General features: G+C 72.7%; 20 protein-coding genes and 1 pseudogene. 17 read left to right on the top strand and 4 right to left on the bottom strand.

Going from position 1 to position 21,764, the window contains the following annotated elements:
- From F6X68_RS16450 to F6X68_RS16380, 15 genes and pseudogenes are all read left to right on the top strand, one after another.
- Window positions 1–490 (top strand): annotated as a pseudogene (locus F6X68_RS16450) (AMP-binding protein); the annotation flags it as partial.
- Window positions 487–1,647, top strand: coding sequence for a CaiB/BaiF CoA-transferase family protein (locus F6X68_RS16445; protein ID WP_151455113.1), 1,161 nt, complete (start codon window positions 487–489; stop codon window positions 1,645–1,647). The pseudogene F6X68_RS16450 and the gene F6X68_RS16445, both read left to right, overlap by 4 nt.
- Before the next feature lie 91 nt (window positions 1,648–1,738).
- Entirely contained in the window at window positions 1,739–3,436 is a 1,698-nt protein-coding gene (locus F6X68_RS16440; RefSeq protein WP_151455112.1) for an AMP-binding protein, read from the top strand.
- A 57-nt stretch (window positions 3,437–3,493) separates the two neighbouring features.
- Window positions 3,494–4,678, top strand: a complete 1,185-nt coding sequence (locus tag F6X68_RS16435) for an acyl-CoA dehydrogenase family protein (protein WP_151455111.1) — start codon at window positions 3,494–3,496, stop codon at window positions 4,676–4,678.
- On the top strand, window positions 4,675–5,694 hold the full coding sequence (locus F6X68_RS16430; RefSeq protein WP_151455110.1) for a bifunctional MaoC family dehydratase N-terminal/OB-fold nucleic acid binding domain-containing protein: 1,020 nt from the start codon (window positions 4,675–4,677) through the stop codon (window positions 5,692–5,694). The genes F6X68_RS16435 and F6X68_RS16430 overlap by 4 nt, the downstream gene beginning before the upstream one ends.
- Complete coding sequence (locus F6X68_RS16425; RefSeq protein ID WP_151455109.1) at window positions 5,694–6,821, top strand: acyl-CoA dehydrogenase family protein; 1,128 nt, start codon at window positions 5,694–5,696, stop codon at window positions 6,819–6,821. Before F6X68_RS16430 ends, F6X68_RS16425 begins: the two co-directional genes overlap by 1 nt.
- The gene (locus tag F6X68_RS16420; RefSeq protein WP_225852247.1) at window positions 6,818–7,243 is read left to right on the top strand and encodes a MaoC/PaaZ C-terminal domain-containing protein; all 426 of its coding nucleotides are present in this window, start codon (window positions 6,818–6,820) and stop codon (window positions 7,241–7,243) included. The genes F6X68_RS16425 and F6X68_RS16420 overlap by 4 nt, the downstream gene beginning before the upstream one ends.
- Window position 7,244: 1 nt before the next feature.
- Window positions 7,245–8,426: a lipid-transfer protein gene (locus F6X68_RS16415; protein WP_151455108.1), complete on the top strand. Its 1,182-nt coding sequence runs from the start codon at window positions 7,245–7,247 to the stop codon at window positions 8,424–8,426.
- A 141-nt stretch (window positions 8,427–8,567) separates the two neighbouring features.
- Window positions 8,568–10,142 (top strand): ABC transporter substrate-binding protein, encoded by a 1,575-nt coding sequence (locus tag F6X68_RS16410; RefSeq protein ID WP_151455107.1) that lies wholly within the window; start codon window positions 8,568–8,570, stop codon window positions 10,140–10,142.
- A gap of 142 nt (window positions 10,143–10,284) precedes the next feature.
- Window positions 10,285–11,226 (top strand): ABC transporter permease, encoded by a 942-nt coding sequence (locus tag F6X68_RS16405; RefSeq protein ID WP_151455106.1) that lies wholly within the window; start codon window positions 10,285–10,287, stop codon window positions 11,224–11,226.
- The gene (locus F6X68_RS16400; protein WP_151455105.1) at window positions 11,223–12,200 is read left to right on the top strand and encodes an ABC transporter permease; all 978 of its coding nucleotides are present in this window, start codon (window positions 11,223–11,225) and stop codon (window positions 12,198–12,200) included. Before F6X68_RS16405 ends, F6X68_RS16400 begins: the two co-directional genes overlap by 4 nt.
- Before the next feature lie 27 nt (window positions 12,201–12,227).
- Complete coding sequence (locus F6X68_RS16395; protein ID WP_151455104.1) at window positions 12,228–13,298, top strand: ABC transporter ATP-binding protein; 1,071 nt, start codon at window positions 12,228–12,230, stop codon at window positions 13,296–13,298.
- The gene (locus F6X68_RS16390) at window positions 13,298–14,125 is read left to right on the top strand and encodes an ATP-binding cassette domain-containing protein (protein ID WP_151455103.1); all 828 of its coding nucleotides are present in this window, start codon (window positions 13,298–13,300) and stop codon (window positions 14,123–14,125) included. Before F6X68_RS16395 ends, F6X68_RS16390 begins: the two co-directional genes overlap by 1 nt.
- A 3-nt stretch (window positions 14,126–14,128) precedes the next feature.
- On the top strand, window positions 14,129–15,601 hold the full coding sequence (locus F6X68_RS16385; protein ID WP_151455102.1) for an MmgE/PrpD family protein: 1,473 nt from the start codon (window positions 14,129–14,131) through the stop codon (window positions 15,599–15,601).
- The gene (locus F6X68_RS16380; RefSeq protein ID WP_151455101.1) at window positions 15,598–16,128 is read left to right on the top strand and encodes a nitroreductase/quinone reductase family protein; all 531 of its coding nucleotides are present in this window, start codon (window positions 15,598–15,600) and stop codon (window positions 16,126–16,128) included. Before F6X68_RS16385 ends, F6X68_RS16380 begins: the two co-directional genes overlap by 4 nt.
- A gap of 208 nt (window positions 16,129–16,336) precedes the next feature.
- Here F6X68_RS16380 and F6X68_RS16375 read toward each other — a convergent pair whose 3' ends face one another.
- Window positions 16,337–17,290: a zinc-binding dehydrogenase gene (locus tag F6X68_RS16375; RefSeq protein WP_151455100.1), complete on the bottom strand. Its 954-nt coding sequence runs from the start codon at window positions 17,288–17,290 to the stop codon at window positions 16,337–16,339.
- A gap of 10 nt (window positions 17,291–17,300) precedes the next feature.
- Entirely contained in the window at window positions 17,301–18,566 is a 1,266-nt protein-coding gene (locus tag F6X68_RS16370) for a MaoC family dehydratase N-terminal domain-containing protein (protein ID WP_151455099.1), read from the bottom strand.
- 134 nt (window positions 18,567–18,700) lie between these two features.
- On the opposite strand from F6X68_RS16370, the gene F6X68_RS16365 reads away from it, so the two are divergent.
- Both F6X68_RS16365 and F6X68_RS16360 read left to right on the top strand, forming a co-directional pair.
- Window positions 18,701–19,513: a hypothetical protein gene (locus F6X68_RS16365; RefSeq protein ID WP_151455098.1), complete on the top strand. Its 813-nt coding sequence runs from the start codon at window positions 18,701–18,703 to the stop codon at window positions 19,511–19,513.
- A complete protein-coding gene (locus F6X68_RS16360) occupies window positions 19,510–20,325 on the top strand; it encodes an SDR family oxidoreductase (protein WP_151455097.1) in 816 nt (271 codons plus the stop codon). The genes F6X68_RS16365 and F6X68_RS16360 overlap by 4 nt, the downstream gene beginning before the upstream one ends.
- Window positions 20,326–20,341: 16 nt before the next feature.
- Here the strand turns inward: F6X68_RS16360 and F6X68_RS16355 are convergent, their stop codons facing one another.
- Window positions 20,342–20,941: a nuclear transport factor 2 family protein gene (locus tag F6X68_RS16355; protein WP_151455096.1), complete on the bottom strand. Its 600-nt coding sequence runs from the start codon at window positions 20,939–20,941 to the stop codon at window positions 20,342–20,344.
- A partial coding sequence (locus F6X68_RS16350) for an SDR family NAD(P)-dependent oxidoreductase (RefSeq protein WP_225852246.1) occupies window positions 20,934–21,764 on the bottom strand: 831 nt, incomplete at its 5' end. The genes F6X68_RS16355 and F6X68_RS16350, both read right to left, overlap by 8 nt.

Raw genomic sequence — 21,764 nt, 5'->3', positions numbered from 1 at the left:
CTACTGGCGCCAGCCGGAGAAGACCCTGGAGGTCTTCCGGGGCCTGTGGTTCCACTGCGGCGACTACGGCCGTCTCGACGAGGACGGCTACCTCTACTTCGTCGACCGCGGCAAGGACTACCTGCGCCGCGGCGGCGAGAACATCTCCAGCTTCGAGATCGAGGGCATCGTCGCGGCCCACCCGGCCGTCGGCGAGGTCGCCGTCCACGCGGTCCCCTCCCCGCTGGCCGAGGACGACCTCAAGGTGACGGTCGTGCCGGCGCCCGGCGCCCGGATCGACCCCGCGGAGCTCTTCGAGTGGCTGCACCCGCGGATTCCGCGGTACGCCGTCCCCTCCCACATCGAGGTCCGCGCCGAGCTGCCCAAGAACGCCGTCGGGCGGGTCCTCAAGCGGGTCCTGCGCGAGGAGGGCGTGACCCCGCGGACGTGGAGCACGGACCCCCGCGCCGTGACCGGCCCGGTCCCGGCCGGCGCCGGGGAGCAGGCGTGAGTGCCGCCCCCGGCCCGGTCACCGGCCCGCGGTCCGAGGGGCCGCTGGCCGGCCTGCGCCTGGTCGAACTCGGTGGGCAGGGGCCGGTGCCGTTCGCGACGATGATGCTCGCCGACCTCGGTGCGCAGGTCGTGCGGGTGGACCCGCCCGGCGAGCCCGACCGGCGGGAGCGCGCGCAGGTCAACGCCATCGACCGCGGCCGTACGACCGTCACGCTCGACCTGAAGTCGGAGGCCGACCGGCGGCTCGTGCACCGGCTGCTCGCCGACGCGGACGTGCTGCTCGACCCGTTCCGTCCCGGGGTGCTCGAACGTCTCGGCCTGGACCCGGCCGAACTCACCGAGCGGAACCCGCGCCTCGTCGTGGCGCGGATGACCGGCTGGGGCCAGGACGGACCGCTCGCCTCGGCCGCCGGGCACGACCTCAACTACATCGCCGTCTCCGGGGTGCTCGACACGATCGGCCTGCCCGAGCAGGGCCCCGTCGTGCCGCCGATGTACCTGGCCGACTTCGCCGGCGGCGGCATGGTGCTGGCCTTCGGCGTCCTGGCCGCCCTGCACGAGCGCGTCTCCTCCGGGCGTGGGCAGGTCGTGGACTCCTCGATGCTCGAGGGCAGCGGGCTGCTCACCGTCGTCATCCGCTCGATGCTCGGGCGGGGCGCCTGGAACCTCACCCGGGGGACGAACTACCTCGACGGCGGGGCGCACTTCTACCGGGTGTACCGCACCGCCGACGACAGGTTCATGTCCGTCGCGGCCATCGAGGCGAAGTTCTACCGCACGTTCCTGCTCACCCTCGGCCTCGATCCCGAGGACGGGCCGGGGCAGTTCGACGAGTCGGGGTGGGCCGGCTGGGCCGGGCGGATCGCGCAGGTCTTCGCCGGACGCACCCGGCAGGAGTGGACCGGCGTCTTCGGGAGCGTCGACGCGTGCGTACACCCGGTGCTGGACGTCGCCGAGTCGGCCGGGCACCCGCAGGTGCGGGCCCGGCGCGCCGTCGTCGAGGTCGAGGGGGTCGCCCAGCCGGCCCCGGTGCCCCGCTTCTCGCGGACGCCCGCCGGGATCCCGCGGGCCCCGCGCCGCCGTGGTGAGGACACCGACCGGGTGCGCTCGGCGCTCGCCGGGGCCAGCCCGTGGGAAGCCCTGTCCAGGCCTTGACCTGCGTCACACCCCACCTTACGATCTCGACCAAGCGCTTGCTTGTTGCCGCTGGTCCGCATTCGACGACGAACGAGACGGAGCGACGTCAATGACGACTCAGACTTCGGTGGCCCGGACCTCGGGGCCCGCCGTCTTCGGCGACATCGTGCGCGGGCGCACGGGTGACGACCACCCGGGCCTCCTCTTCGAGGGCCGCACCATCACGTGGGGCCAGGTCGTGCAGGAAGCCGCCGACCGGGCCGCCGCCCTGGCCGAGGTGCCCCGGCCCGAAGGCAGGCCGCTGCACCTGGGGGTGCTTCTGGAGAACACCCCCGACCACGTGTATTGGATCTGCGCGGCGGCGTTGTCCGGCGCCACCGTCGTCGGGATCAACCCGACCCGACGCGGCGCCGAGCTGGCCCACGACGTGCGGCACACCGACTGCGACGTGCTCATCACCGAGGACCGCCTCGCCGGCCTCGTCGACGGGCTCGACCTGGGCATCCCCGCCGAGCAGGTGCGCAACACCGACTCCCCGGAGTACGCCGCCTGGCTGGCCCGGCACGCCGGCGCGCCGGTGCCCGTCGACGCGGTCGACCCCGGCGCCAACCTGCTGCTCCTGTTCTCCTCGGGCTCGACCGGGGCCCCGAAGGCGGTCATCTGCTCGCACGGGCGCCTCGCCGCGGTCTCCGAGGCGCTGCTGGCCCGCACCGAGCTGACCCGCGACTCGGTCAGCTACCTGTCGATGCCGCTGTTCCACGGCAACGCCGTCATGCTCAACCTCGGGCCCGCCATGGTCTGCGGCGCGACGATCTGCATGGTCCGCAAGTTCTCCGCGTCCGGCTTCGTACGCGACGTGCACGAGCACGGCGTCACCTACTTCAACTACGTCGGCCGGGCCCTCGCCTACGTCCTGGCCCAGCCGGTCGACCCGCGCGACGCGACGAGCACCCTGCGTCGCGCCGTCGGCACCGAGGCCTCGGCCACCGACATCGCCCGCTTCACCCAGCGCTTCGGCGCCGTCATCTCCGAGGGCTACGGCTCCAGCGAGGGCGTCATGCGGATCAACCGCACCCCGGGGACCCCCGACGAGGCGCTCGGCGTGGCCGTCGCGGGCGCCGAGATCAAGGTCATGAACGAGGCCACCGGCCTGGAGTGCCCGCCGGCCAGGCTCGACGGGACCGGACGGCTCGTCAACGCCGAGGAGGCCATCGGCCAGCTCGTCGGAGTCGGCATGGCTGCCCGGTTCGAGGGCTACTACAAGAACCCCGAGGCCGCCGCCGAGCGGATCCGCGGCGAGGACTTCTGGTCCGGGGACCTGGCCTACCGCGACGCCGACGGCTACTTCTACTTCGCCGGCCGCTCCTCGGACTGGATCCGCGTCGACAGCGAGAACTTCGCCGCCGGACCGGCCGAGCGGATCATCGAGCGCTGGGACCGGGTGGCGGTCGCCCCCGTCTTCGCCGTGCCCGACCCGCGCACCGGCGACCAGGTCATGTGCGCGCTCCAACTGCGCAACGGCGCCAGCTTCGACCCCGAGGCGTTCACCGCCTTCCTCGACGCGCAGGCCGACCTCGGCACCAAGTGGCGGCCCCGCTTCGTGCGGATCGTCACCGAGATCCCCACCACGGGCAACAGCAAGGTCGCCAAGCAGGTCCTGCGCCGTGCCGCCTGGGTCACGACCGATCCCGTCTACGTCCGCGACGGCGCGTCCACCGCGTACCGCCCGCTCACGGCGGCGGACGTCCAGGACCTCGAGAAACAGTTCGCCGACAACGGGCGCACCGCGCTCCTGCCGGCCACCTGACCCGCCGGCCCGCCCGGCACGCCGACGGGCGCCCCACGCCCCGAGAAGAGGACATCCATGTACCTGGAGTACACCCCGGAGCATCGAGAGCTGAGCCGGGAGCTGCGCGCCTACTTCGCGCGCCTGCTCACGCCCGAGGTCCGCGAGGCGCTGGGCGGCACCAACGAGGACCGGCCGGCCTATCGCGAGATCATCCGTCAGATCGGCAGGGACGGCCTGCTCGGGCTCGGTTGGCCCAAGGAGTACGGCGGCCAGGGCCGCCCGGCGCTCGACCAGTACATCCTCTTCGACGAGATCAACCGCGCCCAGGCGCCGTTCCCCTTCGTCACCATCAACAACATCGGCCCGATGCTCATGCGCTACGGCACCGAGGAGCAGAAGCGCACCTACCTGCCGGGCATGCTCACCGGCGACGTCATCTTCTCCATCGGCTACAGCGAGCCGGGCTCCGGCACCGACCTCGCCTCGCTGAAGGCCAGGGCCGAGGCCACGCCCGAGGGGGGTTGGGTCGTCAACGGCCAGAAGGTCTTCACCAGCGGCGTCAGCCAGGCCGACTTCGTCTGGATGGCCGTGCGCACCGACCCCGCCGCCCCGAAGCACAAGGGCATCACCATCCTCATCGTGCCGACCTCGGACCCCGGCTTCAGCTGCACGCCGATCGCCACCAGCGGCATCACCCACACCAACGCCTCCTACTACGAGGACGTACGCGTCGGTCCCGAGGCCCTCGTCGGCGAGGTGAACGGCGGCTGGCGCCTCATCACCGGCCAGCTCGGTCACGAGCGGGTGGGGCTGGCCGCCATGGGCGGGCGTACCGAGCAGCTGTGGACCGACGTCGCCGCGTGGGCCGCCGAGCCCGACGCCGACGGCGTCCGCGTACTCGACAAGCCGTGGGTGCGCACGGAGCTGGCCCGCGACTACGCCGAGCTGACCGCGATGCGCCTGCTCAACTGGAAGATCGCCGTCGTCGGGGAAGGCCAGAACCCGGCCCCCGCCGCCGCGTCCGTCGCCAAGGTCTACGGCACGGAGACCCACGACCGGGTCTGCCGCAACCTCGTCTCCGTCGTCGGGCCCCGCGCGACCCGGCGACCCGGCGCCCCGGACGCCGTCCTCGGCGGACAGCTCGAGGCCTACACCCGCGGCTCCTACATCAACACCTTCGGCGGCGGCACCAACGAGGTGCTGCGCGACATGATCGCGGTCGCCGGCCTCGGCATGCCGAGGAAGGGACGGTCCGCATGAGCACCACGACGCGGACCCCGGCCGCCGCCACCGACGAGGACGCCTTCCTCGCCCGCCTGCGCGAGTTCGTCGGCCTCGAGGCCACGCCCACCCGCCACGCCCAGGACGCCGTCAACCAGGCGATGATCCGCCACTTCGTCGAGGCGATGGGCGACGAGAACCCCGTCTACGTCGACGAGCGGGCCGCCCGCGACACCGGCCGCGAGGGTGTCGTCGCGCCGCCGCCGATGCTGTCCACCTGGCTCATGGTCGGCTACCGGGCCCACACGGCCGCCGCCGCGGGCGCCACGGCGGACACCCCCATGGCCCGGCTGCTCGCGCTCCTCGCCGAGGCCGGCTTCGTCGGGGTCGTCGCGACCAACGACGAGCACGAGTACGTGCGCGAGCTGCGCCTGGGCGACGAGATCAAGATGACGACGGTCATCGAGGACGTCTCGCCGCGCAAGACCACGGGCCTGGGCACCGGCCACTTCATCACGACGCTGCGCACCTACACCGACCAGGACGACGAGGTCGTGGCCCGCCAGCGCTTCCGCATCCTGCGCTTCGACCCGTCCCGCGCCAGGCCCCCGGCACCGGCCGCCGCCGACCCGGCGCTGCGGCACAAGCCGTTCGTCCTGCGCGACAACGCCTTCTGGTTCGAGGCCGCCGCACAGCGTCGCCTCGTCATCCAGGCCTGCACCGACTGCGGCACGCTGCGCCACCCGCCCGGCCCGATCTGCCCCTCCTGCCACTCGTACGCGTGGCACGAGGTCGAGGCGAGCGGACGCGGCACGGTGCACAGCTACGTCGTCAGCCACCACCCGAAGGCGCCCGGGTACGACTACCCGCTCACCGTCGTGCTCGTCGACCTCGAGGAGGGCACGCGTCTCGTCGCCGACTTCGTCGGGGAGGCCGACGAGGTCGAGATCGGCATGCCCGTGCAGGTCGACTGGCTCGACTACGACGAGAACGTCACCCTGCCGCGTTTCCGGGCCGCGACCTCCGCATCGGAGCCCGCCGGAGAGGAGAACTGATGGACTTCCAGCTCGCCGAGGACCAGGTCACGGTCAACGACCTGGCGCGCGACGTCTTCTCGCGCAACGGCGACCCGCAGCGCCTCTTCGACGTCGAGGCCGGGCCGGACCGCTTCGACCGCGTCCTGTACCGCGACCTGGCCGGGTCCGGCGTCCTCGGGCTGCTCGTGCCCGAGGAACACGGCGGCGCCGGGCTGGGCCTGTGGGAGGTCGCCGGGGTCTTCGTCGAGCAGGGCCGCACGCTGGGCACCGTCCCGCTGTGGGAGACCCTCGTCGGCGGCGTCCTGCCGCTGGTGCGCTACGGCGACGCCAAGCAGCAGGCCGAGTGGCTGCCCCGCGTGGCCGCCGGGGACGCGGTCCTCACCGTGGCCGTCGACGACCTGGCCGACGCCCGGCCGTACGGCGCCCGCGTCCGCGCGCGGTCCGGCACCGGGCTCGGCGGTGCGGGGGTCACCCTGAGCGGCACCGCCGTCGGCGTCCGTTCGGCGCACCTCGCCGACGCGATCGTCGTCCCGGCCACCGACGAGGAGGGCACGGTCGGGCTCTACCTCGTGCCGACCACCGGCGGAGGGGTGCGCCGCGACACCTTCGAGCGCACCGACCGGGGGCTCGCCTCGGACGTGCACCTCGACGGCGCCGCCGCGGAGCCGCTCGCCGAGGGCCCGGGGGAGGACCGGATCGACTGGCTGCTGCGCCAGGTCTGGATCGCCGTGGCCGCCCTGCAGAGCGGCGTCAGCCAGGCCGCCGTGCGCCAGGCCGCCGACTACACCTCGGGGCGCGAGCAGTTCGGTGTGCCGATCGCGACCTTCCAGGCCGTCGCCCACCAGATCGCCGACTGCCACATCGACACCGAGGCGATGGAGGTCACCTACCTCAACGCGCTCTGGCGCGAGACGGCCGACCGGCCGCCCCGCGCGGCCGTACACGTCGCGAAGTACTGGGCCGCCGAGGCGGGCGACCGCGTCGCGCGCACCGTGCAGCACGTGCACGGCGGCATCGGCGCCGACGTCACCTACCCGATCCACCGCTACATGCTCTGGACCACCCAGCTGGCCAACACCGCCGGCTCGGGAGCCTGGCACCTGCAGCAGCTCGCGGACCTCGTCGACGCGGGGGAGCAGCTGTGAGCGGCACGCAGATCACCATCGCGCAGGTGAGCGTCGGCGACACGCTGCCGGAGCTCGAGATCCCGCTGACCCGGACCCTCATCGTCGCCGGCGCCCTCGCGACCCGCGACTACGAGGACGTGCACCACGACCCGGCCCAGGCCGAACGTCGCGGCACCCCCGACACCTACATGAGCATCAACAACACCAACGGGCTCGTCGGCCGCTACGTCACCGACTGGGCCGGCCCCGCCGCGCGCATGGTGCGCCTGAGCACCCGCCTCGGGGTGCCGAACTTCCCGGGTGACGTGATGCGGCTGACCGGAGAGGTCGTCGGCGTCGAGGAGGACACCGTGCGCGTCGCGGTGCGTGGCATGAACAGCAAGGGCGCGCACGCCGTCTCCGAGGTGACCGTGCGCCTGCCCCGCGGAACGGAGCAGTGACGTGACGTCCAACTTCCTGTCGGGGCGTACCGCGATCGTCGGCATCGGCGCGACGGAGTTCTCCAAGGACTCCGGCCGCAGCGAGCTGCAGTTGGCCGTCGAGGCCGTATCGGCCGCCCTGGCCGACGCGGGCCTGAGCCCCGCCGACGTCGACGGCATGACGACCTTCACCATGGAGACCAACCCGGAGAACATGGTCGCCCGCAGCCTGGGCATCCCCGAGCTGAAGTTCTTCTCCCGGATCCCCTACGGCGGTGGCGGCGCCTGTGCCCCCGTCCAGCAGGCCGCCATGGCCGTCGCGAGCGGCGTCGCCGACGTCGTCGTGGCCTACCGCGCCTTCAACGAGCGCTCCGGCGTCCGCTTCGGGCAGGGGCCGCCGCCGGCGAAGACCCAGGCCACCTCGGACAACGAGTACCGCTCCTGGGTCAACCCGTACGGCCTGCTCACCCCGGCCCAGCACACCGCGATGTTCGCCCGTCGCTACATGCACGAGTACGGCGCGACCAGCGAGGACTACGGCCGGGTCGCCGTGCTCGCCCGCAAGCACGCCGCGAACAACCCCAGGGCGTGGTTCCACGGCAAGCCGCTCACCCTCGAGGAGCACCAGGCCTCCCGCTGGATCGCCGAGCCGCTGCACCTGTTCGACTGCTGCCAGGAGACCGACGGCGGCCAGGCGATGGTCGTCGTCAGTGCCGAGCGCGCCAAGGACCTGCCCGCCACCCCGGCCTACATCGTCGGGGCGGCCCAGGGTCTGGGGCCGGACCAGTACCAGATGGTCAGCTACTACCGCGAGGACCTGACCCGGATCCCCGAGGTCGAGCTCTGCGCCCGGCAGTTGTGGGCCCAGTCGGGCCTCGGGCCCGCCGACATGGACGCGGCGATCCTCTACGACCACTTCACCCCGTACGTGCTCCACCAGCTCGAGGAGTACGGCTTCTGCGGTCGCGGTGAGGCCAGGCACTTCATCGCCGACGGCAACCTCGAGGTCACCGGGTCGCTGCCGACCAACACCCACGGTGGCCAGATCGGTGAGGCCTACCTGCACGGCACGAACGGCGTCGCGGAGGGCGTCCGCCTCGTCCGAGGGACCTCGACCAACCAGCCCGACGGCGTACGCAACGTCCTCGTGACGGCCGGCGTCGGGGTCCCGACCAGCGCACTGATCCTCTCCGCGGAGGGCTGACCCGCGGGCGGCCGGCACCCACACACCCCGAAGACATCGCATCGACCCACCGATCCCACCGATCCCGCCGGGCAGCCGTCGGGGGACAACACCACCTCTCGATCGGCCGGAGCGATTCGGCTCGTGTTTGGAAGGATGAGAATGGGCGTCAAGAACAAGACCAGGCGACGCGTGGTCGCGCTGATCGCCATCGGGGCCCTGGCCGTGGCCGGCTGCAGCTCACCGGAGAGCTCCGGCACCAACGGCGCTGGCCAGGGCGAGATCGACACCTCGGCCGTGCTCAAGTTCGCGTCGGCGGGTCCGCTGCGCGACCTCGACCCGGCCGCCCAGACGAGCTACGGCGCCTGGGGCTACCTGTTCCTCGTCTGGGACCGGCTGACCATGCTCGACAAGGACGACAAGATCGTCCCGGGCCTGGCCAAGGAGTGGAACTTCGTCGAGGACGGCAGCGTCCTCGAGCTCAAGCTGCGTGACGACGTGAAGTTCCACGACGGCACGGCGTTCGACGCCGAGGCCGTCAAGGTCAACATCGAGCGCGGCAAGACCCTCGCGACCTCGACCCTCAAGGGCGACCTCGCCGACATCGAGTCGGTCGAGGTCGTCGACAAGACGACCGTGCGCCTCAAGCTGGTCAAGGGCAAGGGTGTCCAGCTTCCCGCGTCCTTCACCGGCACGGCCGGCATGATGGTCAGCCCGAAGGCCATCACCGACGGCGTCGACATCAAGAACAAGCCCGGCAACGCCGGCTCCGGCCCGTACATCGCCACCGAGCTCGTGCCCCAGGAGAAGCTCGTCCTCAAGCGGGCCGACAGCTACTGGGACCCGAACGTCGGACGCCTCGGCGGCATCGAGCTGCAGCGCGTGCCCGACGCCGCGGCCCGCCTCAACGGTCTGCAGAGCGGCCAGGTCGACCTGGCCCCGCTCAGCTCGGCCGGTGAGATCGCCACGGTCGAGAAGATCGTCACCACGGGCAGCGGCCTGCAGCAGCACCAGGTCAAGTTCAAGAACCTCGTGGGCGTCTACATGCGCGCCAACAAGGGCGCCGTCGCCAAGCCCGAGGTCCGCCAGGCGATCGCCCACGCGGTCGACCCGGCGGCGATCAGCGCACTCTTCAGCGGCTACTGCACGCCGACGCGCCAGCTCGTCGGCGAGACGGACCCGAGCCGCATCCCGAACTACACCTACCCGTACGAGTTCAGCGTCGACAAGGCCAAGGCCCTGGTGCAGCAGGCCGGTGGCGCCAAGGTGTCCATCACCTTCGCCGCGGGCACGAACGCCGAGCAGCCGGCGAACGTGGTGCAGGCGTCGCTGAAGGCCGTCGGCATCGACGCGACGCTCAACCCCGTGCCCAACACCGAGAACGAGCCGCGCTTCATCGCCGGCGACTTCGAGATGATGGTCGCCACGTCGTGGAGCCCGAAGGCCGACCCGGCGGCGACGGTGAACACCTACCTGCTGAACACCTACAAGCTCGCCGCGGACCCCTCGCTCGTCGCGGCCAAGGCAGCCGAGGCCGGCAACCCCGCGTTGTCGATGGACAAGCGCGCCCCGCTGTACCAGGACATCTGGAAGACGACGCTCGAACAGGCCTGGTACGTGCCGCTGTGCAACCAGACCAACGCGACCGTCGCGAAGGAGAACGTCGTCGGCTTCGACAACATCCCGATGTCGAACATCGGCATCTGGGACCTGCGCAACATCGCGGTCAAGAAGTGACCGTCCGCTCCTGACCACCCGGTGGTGTCGCCGCCGGACCCACCCGCTGTGGGGGCCGGCGGCGACACCTCACCGGCCCCGCCCGGCCCCAGGCCGCGCGACCGGCCAGTCCCAGGCACCACGCCCAGAGTCGAGGTAGGACATGCTCCGCTACGCCGGCAGGCGACTACTCGCGGCAATACCCCTGCTGTTCGTCGTCCCGCTGCTCGTGTTCGTCCTGATCGAGTTCGCCCCAGGGGACCCGGCCGCCGTCCTCGCCGGTGACGAACCGACCCCGGAACGCGTCGAGGCGATCCGCGAGGAACTCAACCTCAACGATCCGGTCCTTCTGCGATACCTCATGTGGATCGGCGACGTCGTCCGCGGCGACCTCGGCACGTCCTTCCTCTCGGACCAGACCGTGACCGAGCTGCTGACCCGGCGGATGGCCACGACGATGTCGCTGGTGCTCGTCGCGATGATCTTCGCCGTCGTGCTCGGGACCATCCTGGCGCTCGTGGCCACGCTGCGCTCCGGCGGCATCGTCGACCGGGTCGTCAACTGGTTCGCCTCGATCTCGATCGCCATCCCGGGCTTCTGGTTCGGCCTGGTGCTCGCCTCGGTCTTCGCGGTGGGGCTACAGATGTTTCCGGCCTTCGGCTACCAACCGCTCTCCGCCGGTTTCTGGCCGTGGCTCTCGCACCTCATCCTGCCGGGCATCGCCCTCGGTCTGCTCCCCGCCGCCGAGGTGACCCTGCAACTGCGCTCGGCGCTCGGGCAGGTCATGAAGACCGACTACATCCTCAACGCCGAGGCCAAGGGGCTGTCGCGCGCCAGCGTCGTGTTCAAGCACTCCCTGAAGAACGCGTGCATCCCCGTCATCACCGTCCTCGGCTTCCGCGTCGCGGAGGTCCTCGCCGGGTCGGTGACCATCGAGATGATCTACAACATGCCGGGTCTCGGGCGCACCGCCGTCGAGGCCGTACAGGGGCGTGACGTGCCGGTGCTGCTCGGCTTCGTCCTCTTCAGCACCACGATCGTCGTGCTCGTCAACCTCATCGTCGACATCTCCTACGGCTACTTCAACCCGAAGGTGCGGTCATGAGCACGAATCGGCCCCCCGCGTCCCCGGTGCCGGGGAGCGAATCACCCGACGTCGGCGTGCCCGGCGACGGCCTCACCGAGACCGTCCTCACCGAGGTGCCCACGGCGGCCACCGGTACGGGTGCCCCGGAGCCGGTCGCCGCCCCCGGCATCCTCGGGAGCATCGTGCGTCGCCCCGCGACGATCGTGGCCGGCGTCTTCCTGCTCGTGCTGACCCTCATCGCGATCTTCGCCCCGGCCCTGGCGCCGTACGACCCCGACGTGCAGGACCTGTTGCAGCGGCTCAAGCCGCCGAATGCCGAACACTGGCTGGGGACCGACGACTACGGCCGGGACGTGCTGAGCCGGCTCATCTTCGGGGCGCGGGTCTCGCTCTGGGCGGCGCTGCAGGCTTCGGCCGTCGCGCTCGTGCTCGGCCTGCCCTTCGGGATGATCGCGGGCTACCGCGGCGGTTGGGTCGACACGATCCTCACCCGCATCATGGACGCGCTGATGAGCGCTCCGTCGCTCGTGCTGGCCATCACCATCGTCGCGGTCCTCGGCTCCGGCATCACCAACGCGATGCTCGCCATCGGCCTGGTCATGGCACCGCGCTTCTTCCGGGTGGCCCGCGCCGGCACGATGGACGTGCGGCACGAGACCTACATCGAGGCCTCGATCGCCCTGGGCTGCAGCACCCTGCGCACGGCGGTGCGGCACGTGCTGCCCAACGTGCTGCCGCCGATCATCCTCGTCATCTCGGTGTCGTTGGGCAGCGCCGTCGCGGCCGAGGCGAGCCTGAGCTTCCTCGGGCTGGGCGTCACGGCCCCCACGGCCAGTTGGGGCTCGATGCTCTCGACGGCCTCCTCGAACATGCGCCTCGCGCCGTACCTCGTCTGGCCGCCCGGCGTGATGATCTTCCTCGCCGTCCTCGCCTTCACCTACGTCGGTGACGGTGTCCGTCGCGCCCTCGTGCGCACCCGGTCGGGCAACTGACCGGCCCGGCCCCCACCAGGAGCTGACATGGCACATGAAACGGCACCCGGCGTGATCGCCGGCACCAGGACCGACGCCGTCACCGGCCCGGCGGCGGACCTGCTGCGCGTGGAGAACCTCACCGTCGAGTTCCCCGCACCCTCCGGTGGGTGGCAGACGACCGTCCAGGACGTCTCGTTCTCCCTCAAGCCGGGAGCGTCGGTGGCTCTCGTCGGTGAGTCCGGGTCGGGCAAGACGGTGACCTCGGTCGCGGTGATGGGTCTGACCGAGGCGACCGGCGGGCGGATCGCCTCGGGCCGGATCGTCTTCGACGGCACGGACCTCACCGCGGGCACCCGGAAGCAGTGGCGGAACCTGCGTGGCCCCGGCATGGGCATGATCTTCCAGCAGCCGATCCGCAGCCTGAACCCGGCCTTCACGGTCGGGGACCAGATCGCGGAGTCGGTGCGCAAGCACCTGGGCATGAACCGCAAACAGGCCCGGGCCCGCGCCGTCGAAATGCTGGAGCTGGTGCAGATCCCGCGGGCGGCGCAGCGGGTCGACGAGTACCCGCACGCGTTCTCCGGCGGCATGTGCCAGCGCGTCATGATCGCGATGGTCATGGCGTGCAACCCGCGCCTGCTCATCGCCGACGAGCCGACGACGGCGCTCGACGTGACGGTGCAGGAGCGGATCCTCGAGCTCTTGCGCGACCTGCAGGAGCAGACCGGCGTGGCGCTGCTGTTCGTCAGCCACGACCTCGCCGTGGTGGCCGAGCTGTGCCAGCAGGTCGTGGTCATGTACGCCGGCGAGGTGGCCGAGAACGCGCCCTCGGAGCAGATCTTCTTCCACCCGCGGCACCCCTACACCTCCGGCCTGATCGGGTCGATCCCGAGGCCGGGTCTGAGCACCGGCCGGCGGCTGCGCTCGATTCCCGGTGGCATCCCGGCCCCGGGTGCCTGGCCGCACGGATGCCGGTTCAGCAGCCGGTGCGAGTTCGTCCAGCCGGGCCGGTGCGACGTGGCCCACCCGGGCCTGGTCCGGGTCGACGGCGCCGCCGGGCACGACGCGCGGTGCGTACGCGTCGCGGAGCTCTCTCTGGATGGAGTGACGGTCTGATGAGCCTGCTCGAGGTCGACGGCCTCACGAAGTCGTTCAGCTCCGGCCGGGACTGGCTCGGCCGGCGTACGAAGTGGTCGCACGCGGTCAAGGGGGTGAGCTTCACCCTGGAGCGCGGTGAGTGCCTCGCGGTCGTCGGTGAGTCCGGCGCGGGCAAGTCGACGGTCGGACGCATGGTGCTGCGCCTCATCGAGCCGGACTCCGGGTCGGTGACCTTCGACGGGATCGACGTGCTGGCCACGAAGCGGATGCGTGAGCTGCGTCAGCGGATGCAGATGATCTTCCAGGACCCGTACAGCTCCCTCGACCCGCGGATGACGATCAAGGACGCGGTCGCCGAGCCGATCCTCGTGCACACCGACAAGGACCGGGTCACGCGTGAGCGGGAGGCCGTCGAGCTGCTCGACAGGGTCGGCATCGGCTCGCGCTACCTGGAGCGCTACCCGGCCGAGCTGTCCGGCGGGCAGCTGCAGCGGGTCGCGATCGCCCGGGCGCTGACGATGAAGCCGAGCCTGATCGTGTGCGACGAGCCGGTCGCGGCGCTGGACGTGTCGGTGCGGGCGCAGGTGCTCAACCTGCTCCGGGACCTGCAGGAGGAGCTGGGTCTGGCGTACCTGTTCGTCTGCCACGACCTGGCTCTCGTCGAGGTCATCGCCGACCGGGTCATGGTGATGGCCTCCGGTGAGGTCGTGGAGACCGACACCACGGAGCGGATCTTCGCCAACCCGCGGCACGAGTACACACAGAAGCTGCTCGCGGCGATCCCCGTGCCGCTGCCGCGCGACACGCAGGGCAACCGGCTCGTCGCGCCGGGAAAGGTGGGCTGAGCGGTGACCGACGCGACGGGACCGACCCGGACGCAGCTGCTCGCGCGGTTCGCGACGACGACCCGCGACGAGGACATTCCCGAGTCGGTGCGCGACTACGGAAGGCTCGTCTTTCTCGACTCGCTCGTCTGTGGGCTGGCGGCGGTGCGGTTGCGGCGCAGCCGCATGGTCCAGCGGGTCGCCGCCCGCTTCGGCGGCCCGGCCGAGGCGACGGTGTTCGGGCTGGGGCAGCGGGTCGCGGCGATCAACGCCGCGCACGCCAACGCGGACATGATGAACGCGTTGGACGCGGACGACACCTTCTTCAACTCGGCGCACTTCGCGGTGTTCGGGGTCGCGGCCGGACTGGCCGAGGCCGAGCGGCTGCACGCCGACGGGGCGAGCCTGTTGCGCGCGAGCATCCTCGCCTTCGAGATCAACGCGCGGCTGAACCTGTCGACCTCGCTGATGGCCTTCTCCGACGGGCAGTTCCGCTGGTCGCCGCTGTCGTCGCACGGGTACGCCTCGATGGGCACCGCCGCGGCGTGCGCCGTCGTCGGCGGCTGGGAGCCGGAGCGCCTGACCCACGCGCTCGGCCTGGTCGCCTGGCTGGCCCCGCCGGCGAAGAACTCCTACATGGCCGAGCGGCGCTCGTTCAACGCGTTCAAGTACGGCCCGTACGGCGCGATCGCGCACGCCGGGATGCTCGGCGCGGCGCTCGCCGAGGAGGGCTACACCGGCGACCTGGACGTGCTGGACCGCACCCCGGGCTTCATCGAGGCGATGGGCTTCCTCGGCGGTGAGCGGCACGAGATGGTCGCCGGCCTGGGGTCGACGTGGTGGATCAGCGAGACGTCGCTCAAGCCGTACCCGACGTGCCGCTTCACCCACGCCGCGCTCGACGCGATCCGCGCGTTCCCGAGCACCCACGGGGTGCCGGTGTCGCAGATCGAGTCCATGGAGATCCGGCTGAGCCCGGCGGCCTACCGGACGTTGCAGTTCCGGGAGCCGGCCCCGCAGATCCCGGACACGCTCGTCGCGCCGCTGGACGGTGCCTTCAACATGCCGTACGCCGCGGCGCTGGCGTTGCTCGGGCACGCGCCGGGTCCGCAGTGGTACGACCCGCAGCGGCTGACGGACCCCGAGGTGTGGGACCTGGCGCGCCGGATCACGACGGCGCCCGACCCGGTGCTCGACGCCGAGTGGGAGGCCGACCTCAGGGAGCATCCGGGCGGTCAGATCCGCCGGACGCGCGGCGCGCTGACGATCCGGGCCGGCGGCCGGGAGTACGTCGTCGAGTCGGACTTCGCCCAGGGCGACCCGTGGGACTCCGCGACGCGGGCGGACTGGGACTTCGTGACCGGCAAGCTGGCCACGTTCTGCGACGGGATCCTCGACGCGGGCACGCAGGAGCAGCTCGTCGAGGTGGTCCGGGGCATCGAGGACGTCGCCGACGTCGCCGAGACGCTGTCACCGTTGCTGGCCCGGGCGCGATGAGCCGGGGAAAGCGGATCGGTGCGGAGACGAGGTCGTTCGCCTCGTACGGCCGGTCGTGGCTGATCGTCATCCGTGGGCCGCGCGGGATGGCATTCGACCGGTTCCTGGTGCGCAGGACCGGGTTCTCGCTCGTGTCGTTGCAGTACGCGCTGGCGGGCCGGTTTCCCTACAACCCCACGCTGCTGCTGACGACGGTGGGCCGGCGGTCCGGGCAGCTGCGCGACGCGGCGTTGCCGTACGTGCCGCACGGGACGGACCTGGTGGTCGTCGGCTCCAAGGGCGGCGGCCCCAAGGACCCGGCCTGGGTGGTGAACGCGCGGCACCACGACCTCTGCTGGATCGTCCTGCGGCGCAGGACGATCGCGGTGCGGGCGCGGGTGACCGACGGGGAGCGCGACCCGGAGCTGTTCGCGCACGTCGTGGCGCAGAAGCCGAACGTGGGGCGCTACGCCGAACGGGCCGCGGGCTTCGGGCGGCAGATCCCGCTCGTCGTCCTGTCCGCCGTGTCGGGGGAGTCGCTCACCTGACGCCTCGTCTGTGAGCAGGATCCGCCATGGTGTCCGTCGCGGAGGATCCACACGTGGGACGCTGTCGAGCTGATGTCGTAGACGATTCACCGGCGTGGTGAGCGGCCGGACCGGCTCGGCGGCCACCACCGCCCCACGCGGCGCGGATCACCCGTTCCAGGCTGCATGACGAGGCACCACAACGAGGAGCTGCTTCCCGCGGCCCCGCTCAGCCGATCGCGAGGACGATCCGCCCGACGAAGTCGGAGGCCTCCAGCCGGTCGTGCGCGGCCGCGGCCCGCTCGAGCGGGTACGTGGCGGCGACCGCGGGGACGGCGGCGACGGCCGAGAGAGTGAGAGCCTCGCGCAGTTGGCGGGCCACCGCCTCGGGCCCGGGCCGGCCGATGCCGCGCAGCGTCCAGCCCTTGACCATGAGTCGACCCAGGTGCAGGTGGGCGTGGCTGTCGGCGGTGACGCCGCAGGTGACCAGTCGCCCGCCGGGGGCGAGGACCTTGAGCACGTCGGACCACAGGGTGCCGCCGACCGACTCGACTATGACGTCGGCCTCGCCGCCGGGCAGGGCGGCACGCAGGGACTCGACGACGTCGGGGCGGTAGTGGTCCACGACGTCGAGGGCGCCGAGAGCGCGTACGGCGTCGGCCTTCGCCGGGGCGCTGGTGCCGACGACGCGCGCGCCCAGGTGGTGGGCGTACTGGACGGCGAAGGTGCCGACGGCGCCCGCGGCGGCGACGACGAGGACCCGGTCACCGGGGCGCACCCCGGCGAGGTTGACGACCGCGTCGTAGGCGGTGCGTCCGGCGGTGGGCACCGCCGCGGCGTGGACGGCGTCGAGCGCGGCCGGCCGCGGGAAGCAGTGCGTGGCCGGGACGACGGCGAGTTCGGCGTGGGTGCCGGTGGTCAGCCCGACGACCGCGTCGCCGGGAGCGAGACCGGTGACGCCGGGACCGGTCCCCACCACGGTGCCGGCGACGTCCCGGCCGAGGATCGCCGGCCCGGCGACCGCCATCCCGTGGGTGCCGCGACGGATGTACGTGTCGACCCGGTCCAGGCTCGCCGCCTGGACCCGCACGAGCACCTGACCGGGGCCGGGCGTCGGGGCGTCGAGCTGGCCGAGCCGCAGGCTGTCGGGGGAGCCGGAGTCGACGACGTAGCTGGCGAGCACGGGGTTCCTCTCAGGGCAGGGCGAGGGTGGCGGAGGCGATGACGTGGTCGCCGAGGCTGTTGGTGCCGCGGACGTCGACGGTGACGTGCGTTCCCCCGGTGGCCCCGGGCGCCGGCTTCACGCCGGTGACGACACCGTCGAGGGTGAAGGTGTCGCCGGGGTGGTTCTGCGCGGCGAGGCGGGTGCGGAAGTCGACGACGCGGGCCTCCGGCCCGGCCCAGTCGGTGAGGTAGCAGTTGACCAGCGCGCTCGAGCCGAGGATGTTCATGTAGACGTCGCGGGCACCTCGCTCGAGGGCCGCGTCGCGGTCGAGGTGCACGTCGTTGAAGTCGAAGGTCGCGGTCGCCAGCGCCGCGATGGACAGCTGGGTGACGGGGATCGGCCAGGGGGCGAGGCGTTGCCCGGTGCGCACCTCGGCCCCGGTGCGGGTGCTCGTTCCGCGTTCGGGCCGCGGGGCGGTGAGGACCGGCAGGAGCTGGCCGTCGCGGGTGCGTCGGTGGGCCACGACGACCGGCATGCCGTCGTGCACGAGGTCGGGGCGCAGGTCCACGACGTCTGCGGTGAGGCGGGTCCCGTCGGTGAGCTCGGCGGTGCCGACGAGGTAGGGGCGCTCGTCGAGGGGGGCGGCGGCGTAGCCGGGTTGCAGGTGCGCGGTCAGGGTGCCGGTGGTGCCGGCGGGCGGCAGGTCGGTCGGGGCGGCACCGACCGGGCGCATCGGCCGGGCCAGGCGGTCCCCGGGCGTCGCCGGGACCTCGGCCCGGGTCGCCGGGTTCCAGCGGAGCATCCGCAGGACGACGCGTCCGACCGGCTCGCCGTCGAGGGTGCGGTAGTCGCTGACGAGGTCGACGAAGTGGCCCCGGCCGAGGCGGGTGGACTTCTCCGGGGAGACCGCGCCGATGGAGGGGAACTGTTCGAGGTGGTCGCCGGGGCGCAGCGGGCGTACGTAGGTGTGCTCCGTCTGCACCGCGGCCACCGAGGTGAAGCCACGCTCGGCGAGGACCTCGTTGACCCGGTCGAGGCTCTCGGCGTGGCGGTGGCTGCGCCGGTTGCCCGGCAGGGTCCACATGTTCAGCGAGGTCGCCGGGGCCACGATGCCGCCCCAGGCGGAGCGGGCGGCCCACTGCGGGTCCTGGTAGGCGGGGTTCTCGTCGCCGACGGCGTCGCACCAGATGCGGATTGCCGCCTCGGTGACCGCGTCCTTGGCCCGGCGCGGCGGGTCGGTGAGGCCGATCAGGGCGTCGAGCCGGGCGCGGAAGTCCGCGTCGCTGGCGGTCATGGGGGCTCCTTCGCGGGCACTTATGTCAACCAAGCGCTTGCTTGACGGTAGTGCTGGTGCGGCCCTAGGGTCAAGCGTCAGCGGCCGAGCGCGGCGGCGACGCCGGCCCGAACGCGCTCCACCAGCGCCCGACCGTGGAGAGGGCCGAGATGATCCCGAGCACCCCGGAGACCGCCACCCGCGCCTTCTTCTCCTTCCCGAAGGTGACCGACCCCGCCCGCCATCGCGACTACAACGCGTGGCACCAGCTCGACCACCGCCCCGAGAACCTCGCCCTGCCCGGCGTCGTCCACGGCGACCGCTGGGTGCGTACCCCCGCGTGCGAGCGGCTCGGCAGCTACCCCGACCCCGCCCTCGCCGGCAGCCAGTACCTGGCGATGTACTGGTTCGCCGAGCCGGCCGCGGACTCGATCGGCGAGTGGAAGGACCTCGGCGACCGGGCGATCCACCAGGGCCGGCGTCCGGAACTGGCCTGGACCGAACGGCCGATGACCCGGATGTTCCGTCCCGTCCGGGGCTACGTGGCGCCCCGGGCCCTCGTCACCCTCGCCGCGCTGCCCTTCCGACCCCACCGCGGGGTGTACGCCGAGGTGAGCCGGGTCGAGACCTCCCCGCACCCCGACGTGGCCGACCTGTCCCGGTTCGAGCACGAGACCCAGGTGCCCGACCTGCTCGCGCGCGACGGTGTCGCGGGCGTGTGGACCTTCCGCAGCGCCCCGAGCCGCGGCAACCCCGACGGGCCGGTCACGCGGATCCGCCTCACCTACCTCGAGGCCGACCCGGTCGAGTTCGCACGGGACCTGGCCGCGGATCCGCTGCCGGCCCCGCCCGCAACGCTCGCCAGCACGGCCACCCCGCTGCTCACCGGGCCTTTGGCCGCCATCACCCCCTGGGAGTGGGACTGGTTCGACGAGCCCGCCGCGACGGGGCGCGGGGCGGGGTCATGAGCGAGGCTCCCGGCGTGACCGGCCTGCGCGAGCGCTACGGGCCCTGGGCCCTGGTCGTCGGCGGCTCCGAGGGGGTCGGCGCCGCGTTCGCCGAGCAGCTGGCCCGGGCCGGCCTCGGCGTCGTGCTCGTCGCCCGCAAGCCCGAGGCCCTCGAGGAGGTCGCCGACCGGGTGCGGGCCCACGGGGCCCCGTGCCGCGTGCTCGCACTGGACCTGCTCGACACGGACGCGACCGCCCGGATCGTCGAGGCCGTCGCCGACCTCGACCTCGGCCTGCTCGTCCTCAACGCCGGCGCGAACACCTACCGCAGCCGCTTCGTCGAGGCGGACCTCGCCCGCGTCCAGGCCGTCATCGATCTCAACGTCACCCGCCCGCTCGAACTCTGCCGGGAGCTCGGTGCCCGGCTCGCCGCACGCGGCCGTGGCGGCATTCTCGTCGTCGGCTCCTCGGCCGGATACCTCGGCCACGCCGACATCGGCGTCTACGCCGCGGCCAAGGCCTTCGCCCGGATCTTCACCGAGGGCCTGTGGCTCGAGCTCGGGCAGGTCGGCGTCGACGTGCTGCACCTCGTGCTCGGGCTCACGGCCACCCCGGCCATGCAGCGAGCCGGCCTCGACCTGACCAAAGCGGCCGACCCGGCCGACGTCGCCGCCCAGGGGCTGGCAGCCCTGGGTGCCGGCCCGGTACACGTCGTGCGCCAGCAGGCCGAGGTCGCCGCGCGGCGCTCCGGCCTGGACCGGGCCGCCCTCGTCGCCGGCAACCACGGCGGGATGCGCGCGATGCTCGGCGGGTCGCGCCCCGGCCCGAGCTGACGGCACTGTCCGGTGGCTAGGTACCCGGGCCGTCGGGCGGCCAGGGGCGGCTGACCGGGTCGGACCCGTCGCGGGCTCCCCGCAGCGAGGCCTCGGGGAGCGGCCACTGTCCGGCGAGGTCGTCGACCCGCTGCCACTCCGAGACGGTGAGACGTTCCCGTACCCGCCACTCACCCGCGCACCGGGTGACGAGGTCGACGTAGCGGAACCCGCTGACGATGTTGCCGTGCGGCGGCTCCGACGCGCTGCGCTGGAACGCGATGCCGTACGTCTCGGCCCGGGCCCGGTCCGGGTCGGTCGGGTCGAGCTCGACCAGGACGTTCGTCAGGTAGTGCATCGTCATGGTGCGCCGCGCCACGAGCGCGAAGACCACGTCCAGCGTCGTGTCCCGGTCGGCCACGGTGCCGCCGAGGGTGATCCGGGCGTCCGGGTGGAAGGCGCTCGCGGCGAGGTCCCGGTCCATCCGGTCGACCCCGCGCGCGTAGCGCAGCAGGGCCCGCTCGATGGCCCGCTCGGCGAGCAGCACCTCCAGCCCGACCGCGTCGGAGGCCCTGGTCGCCGCGTCCCCTTCGCCACCGGGGCCCGAAGTCGACGGGGACCGGGGCTGTTCAGACACCGAAGCCGCCGTCGACGTCGAGCTTCTGCCCGGTGACGAAGTCGGCCCGGTCGCTGGCCAGGAAGCAGGCGGCCTCGGCGATGTCGAGCGCGTCGCCGAACCGCCGCAGCGGGGTCGAGGACCGGGCGACGGCCAGGGCGCGTTCGTCGAGGTCTCCCGAGGCGATGAGCCGCTCGGCCATCCCGTCGGTGAGCATGCCCGGCCCGACGCAGTTGAACCGGATGCCGAAGCGGCCCTCCTCGTTGGCGAAGGCCCGCACGAGCGCCTCGACCGCCGCCTTCGGTGCGGCGGAGAGGCCGTCGCGGGTGGGGTAGCGCGCCGTCGCCGCGGTCGTGATGGCCACGACGTTGCCGTGGCTTTCCCGCAGGGCCGGCAGGCAGGCCGAGACCAGCGTGAAGAAGGCGGTCGTGTCGTTGGCCACCTGCGCGGCGAACTGCGCGGGCCGCACCGTCGACAGGTGCCGCATGGGCACGTGTGGCCCGGCCGCGTGCACGATCGTGTGCAGCGGACCGTGGCTTCCGGTGAGCTCGGTCACGAGCGCGGCGGTGGCCTCGGCGTCGGTGAGGTCGAGATGGTGCGCCGAGTGCGTGCCGGACGCGACGGGCGGCAGTTCGTCGAGCACCTGCCGGGCCGCCTCGGCGTTGCTGCGGTAGGTGATCGCCACCGCCGACCCCCGGCGGGCCAGCTCGAGGGCGACGACCCGGCCGATGCCGCCGCTGCCCCCGGTGACGAGCGCGACACCGGTGCGGTGGGCGAAGTCGGCGGGCACGGGCAGCGCCGCCGCGGGCGTGGTCGGGGGGGACTGGTCGGTCACGGCGAACTC

Origin of the sequence: Micromonospora sp. AMSO12t (assembly GCF_008806585.1) — a bacterium.
Taxonomy (GTDB): domain Bacteria; phylum Actinomycetota; class Actinomycetes; order Mycobacteriales; family Micromonosporaceae; genus Micromonospora; species Micromonospora reichwaldensis.
Note: the sequence above shows the minus strand (reverse complement) of the source record. Positions and strands in the feature narration are given on the sequence as shown.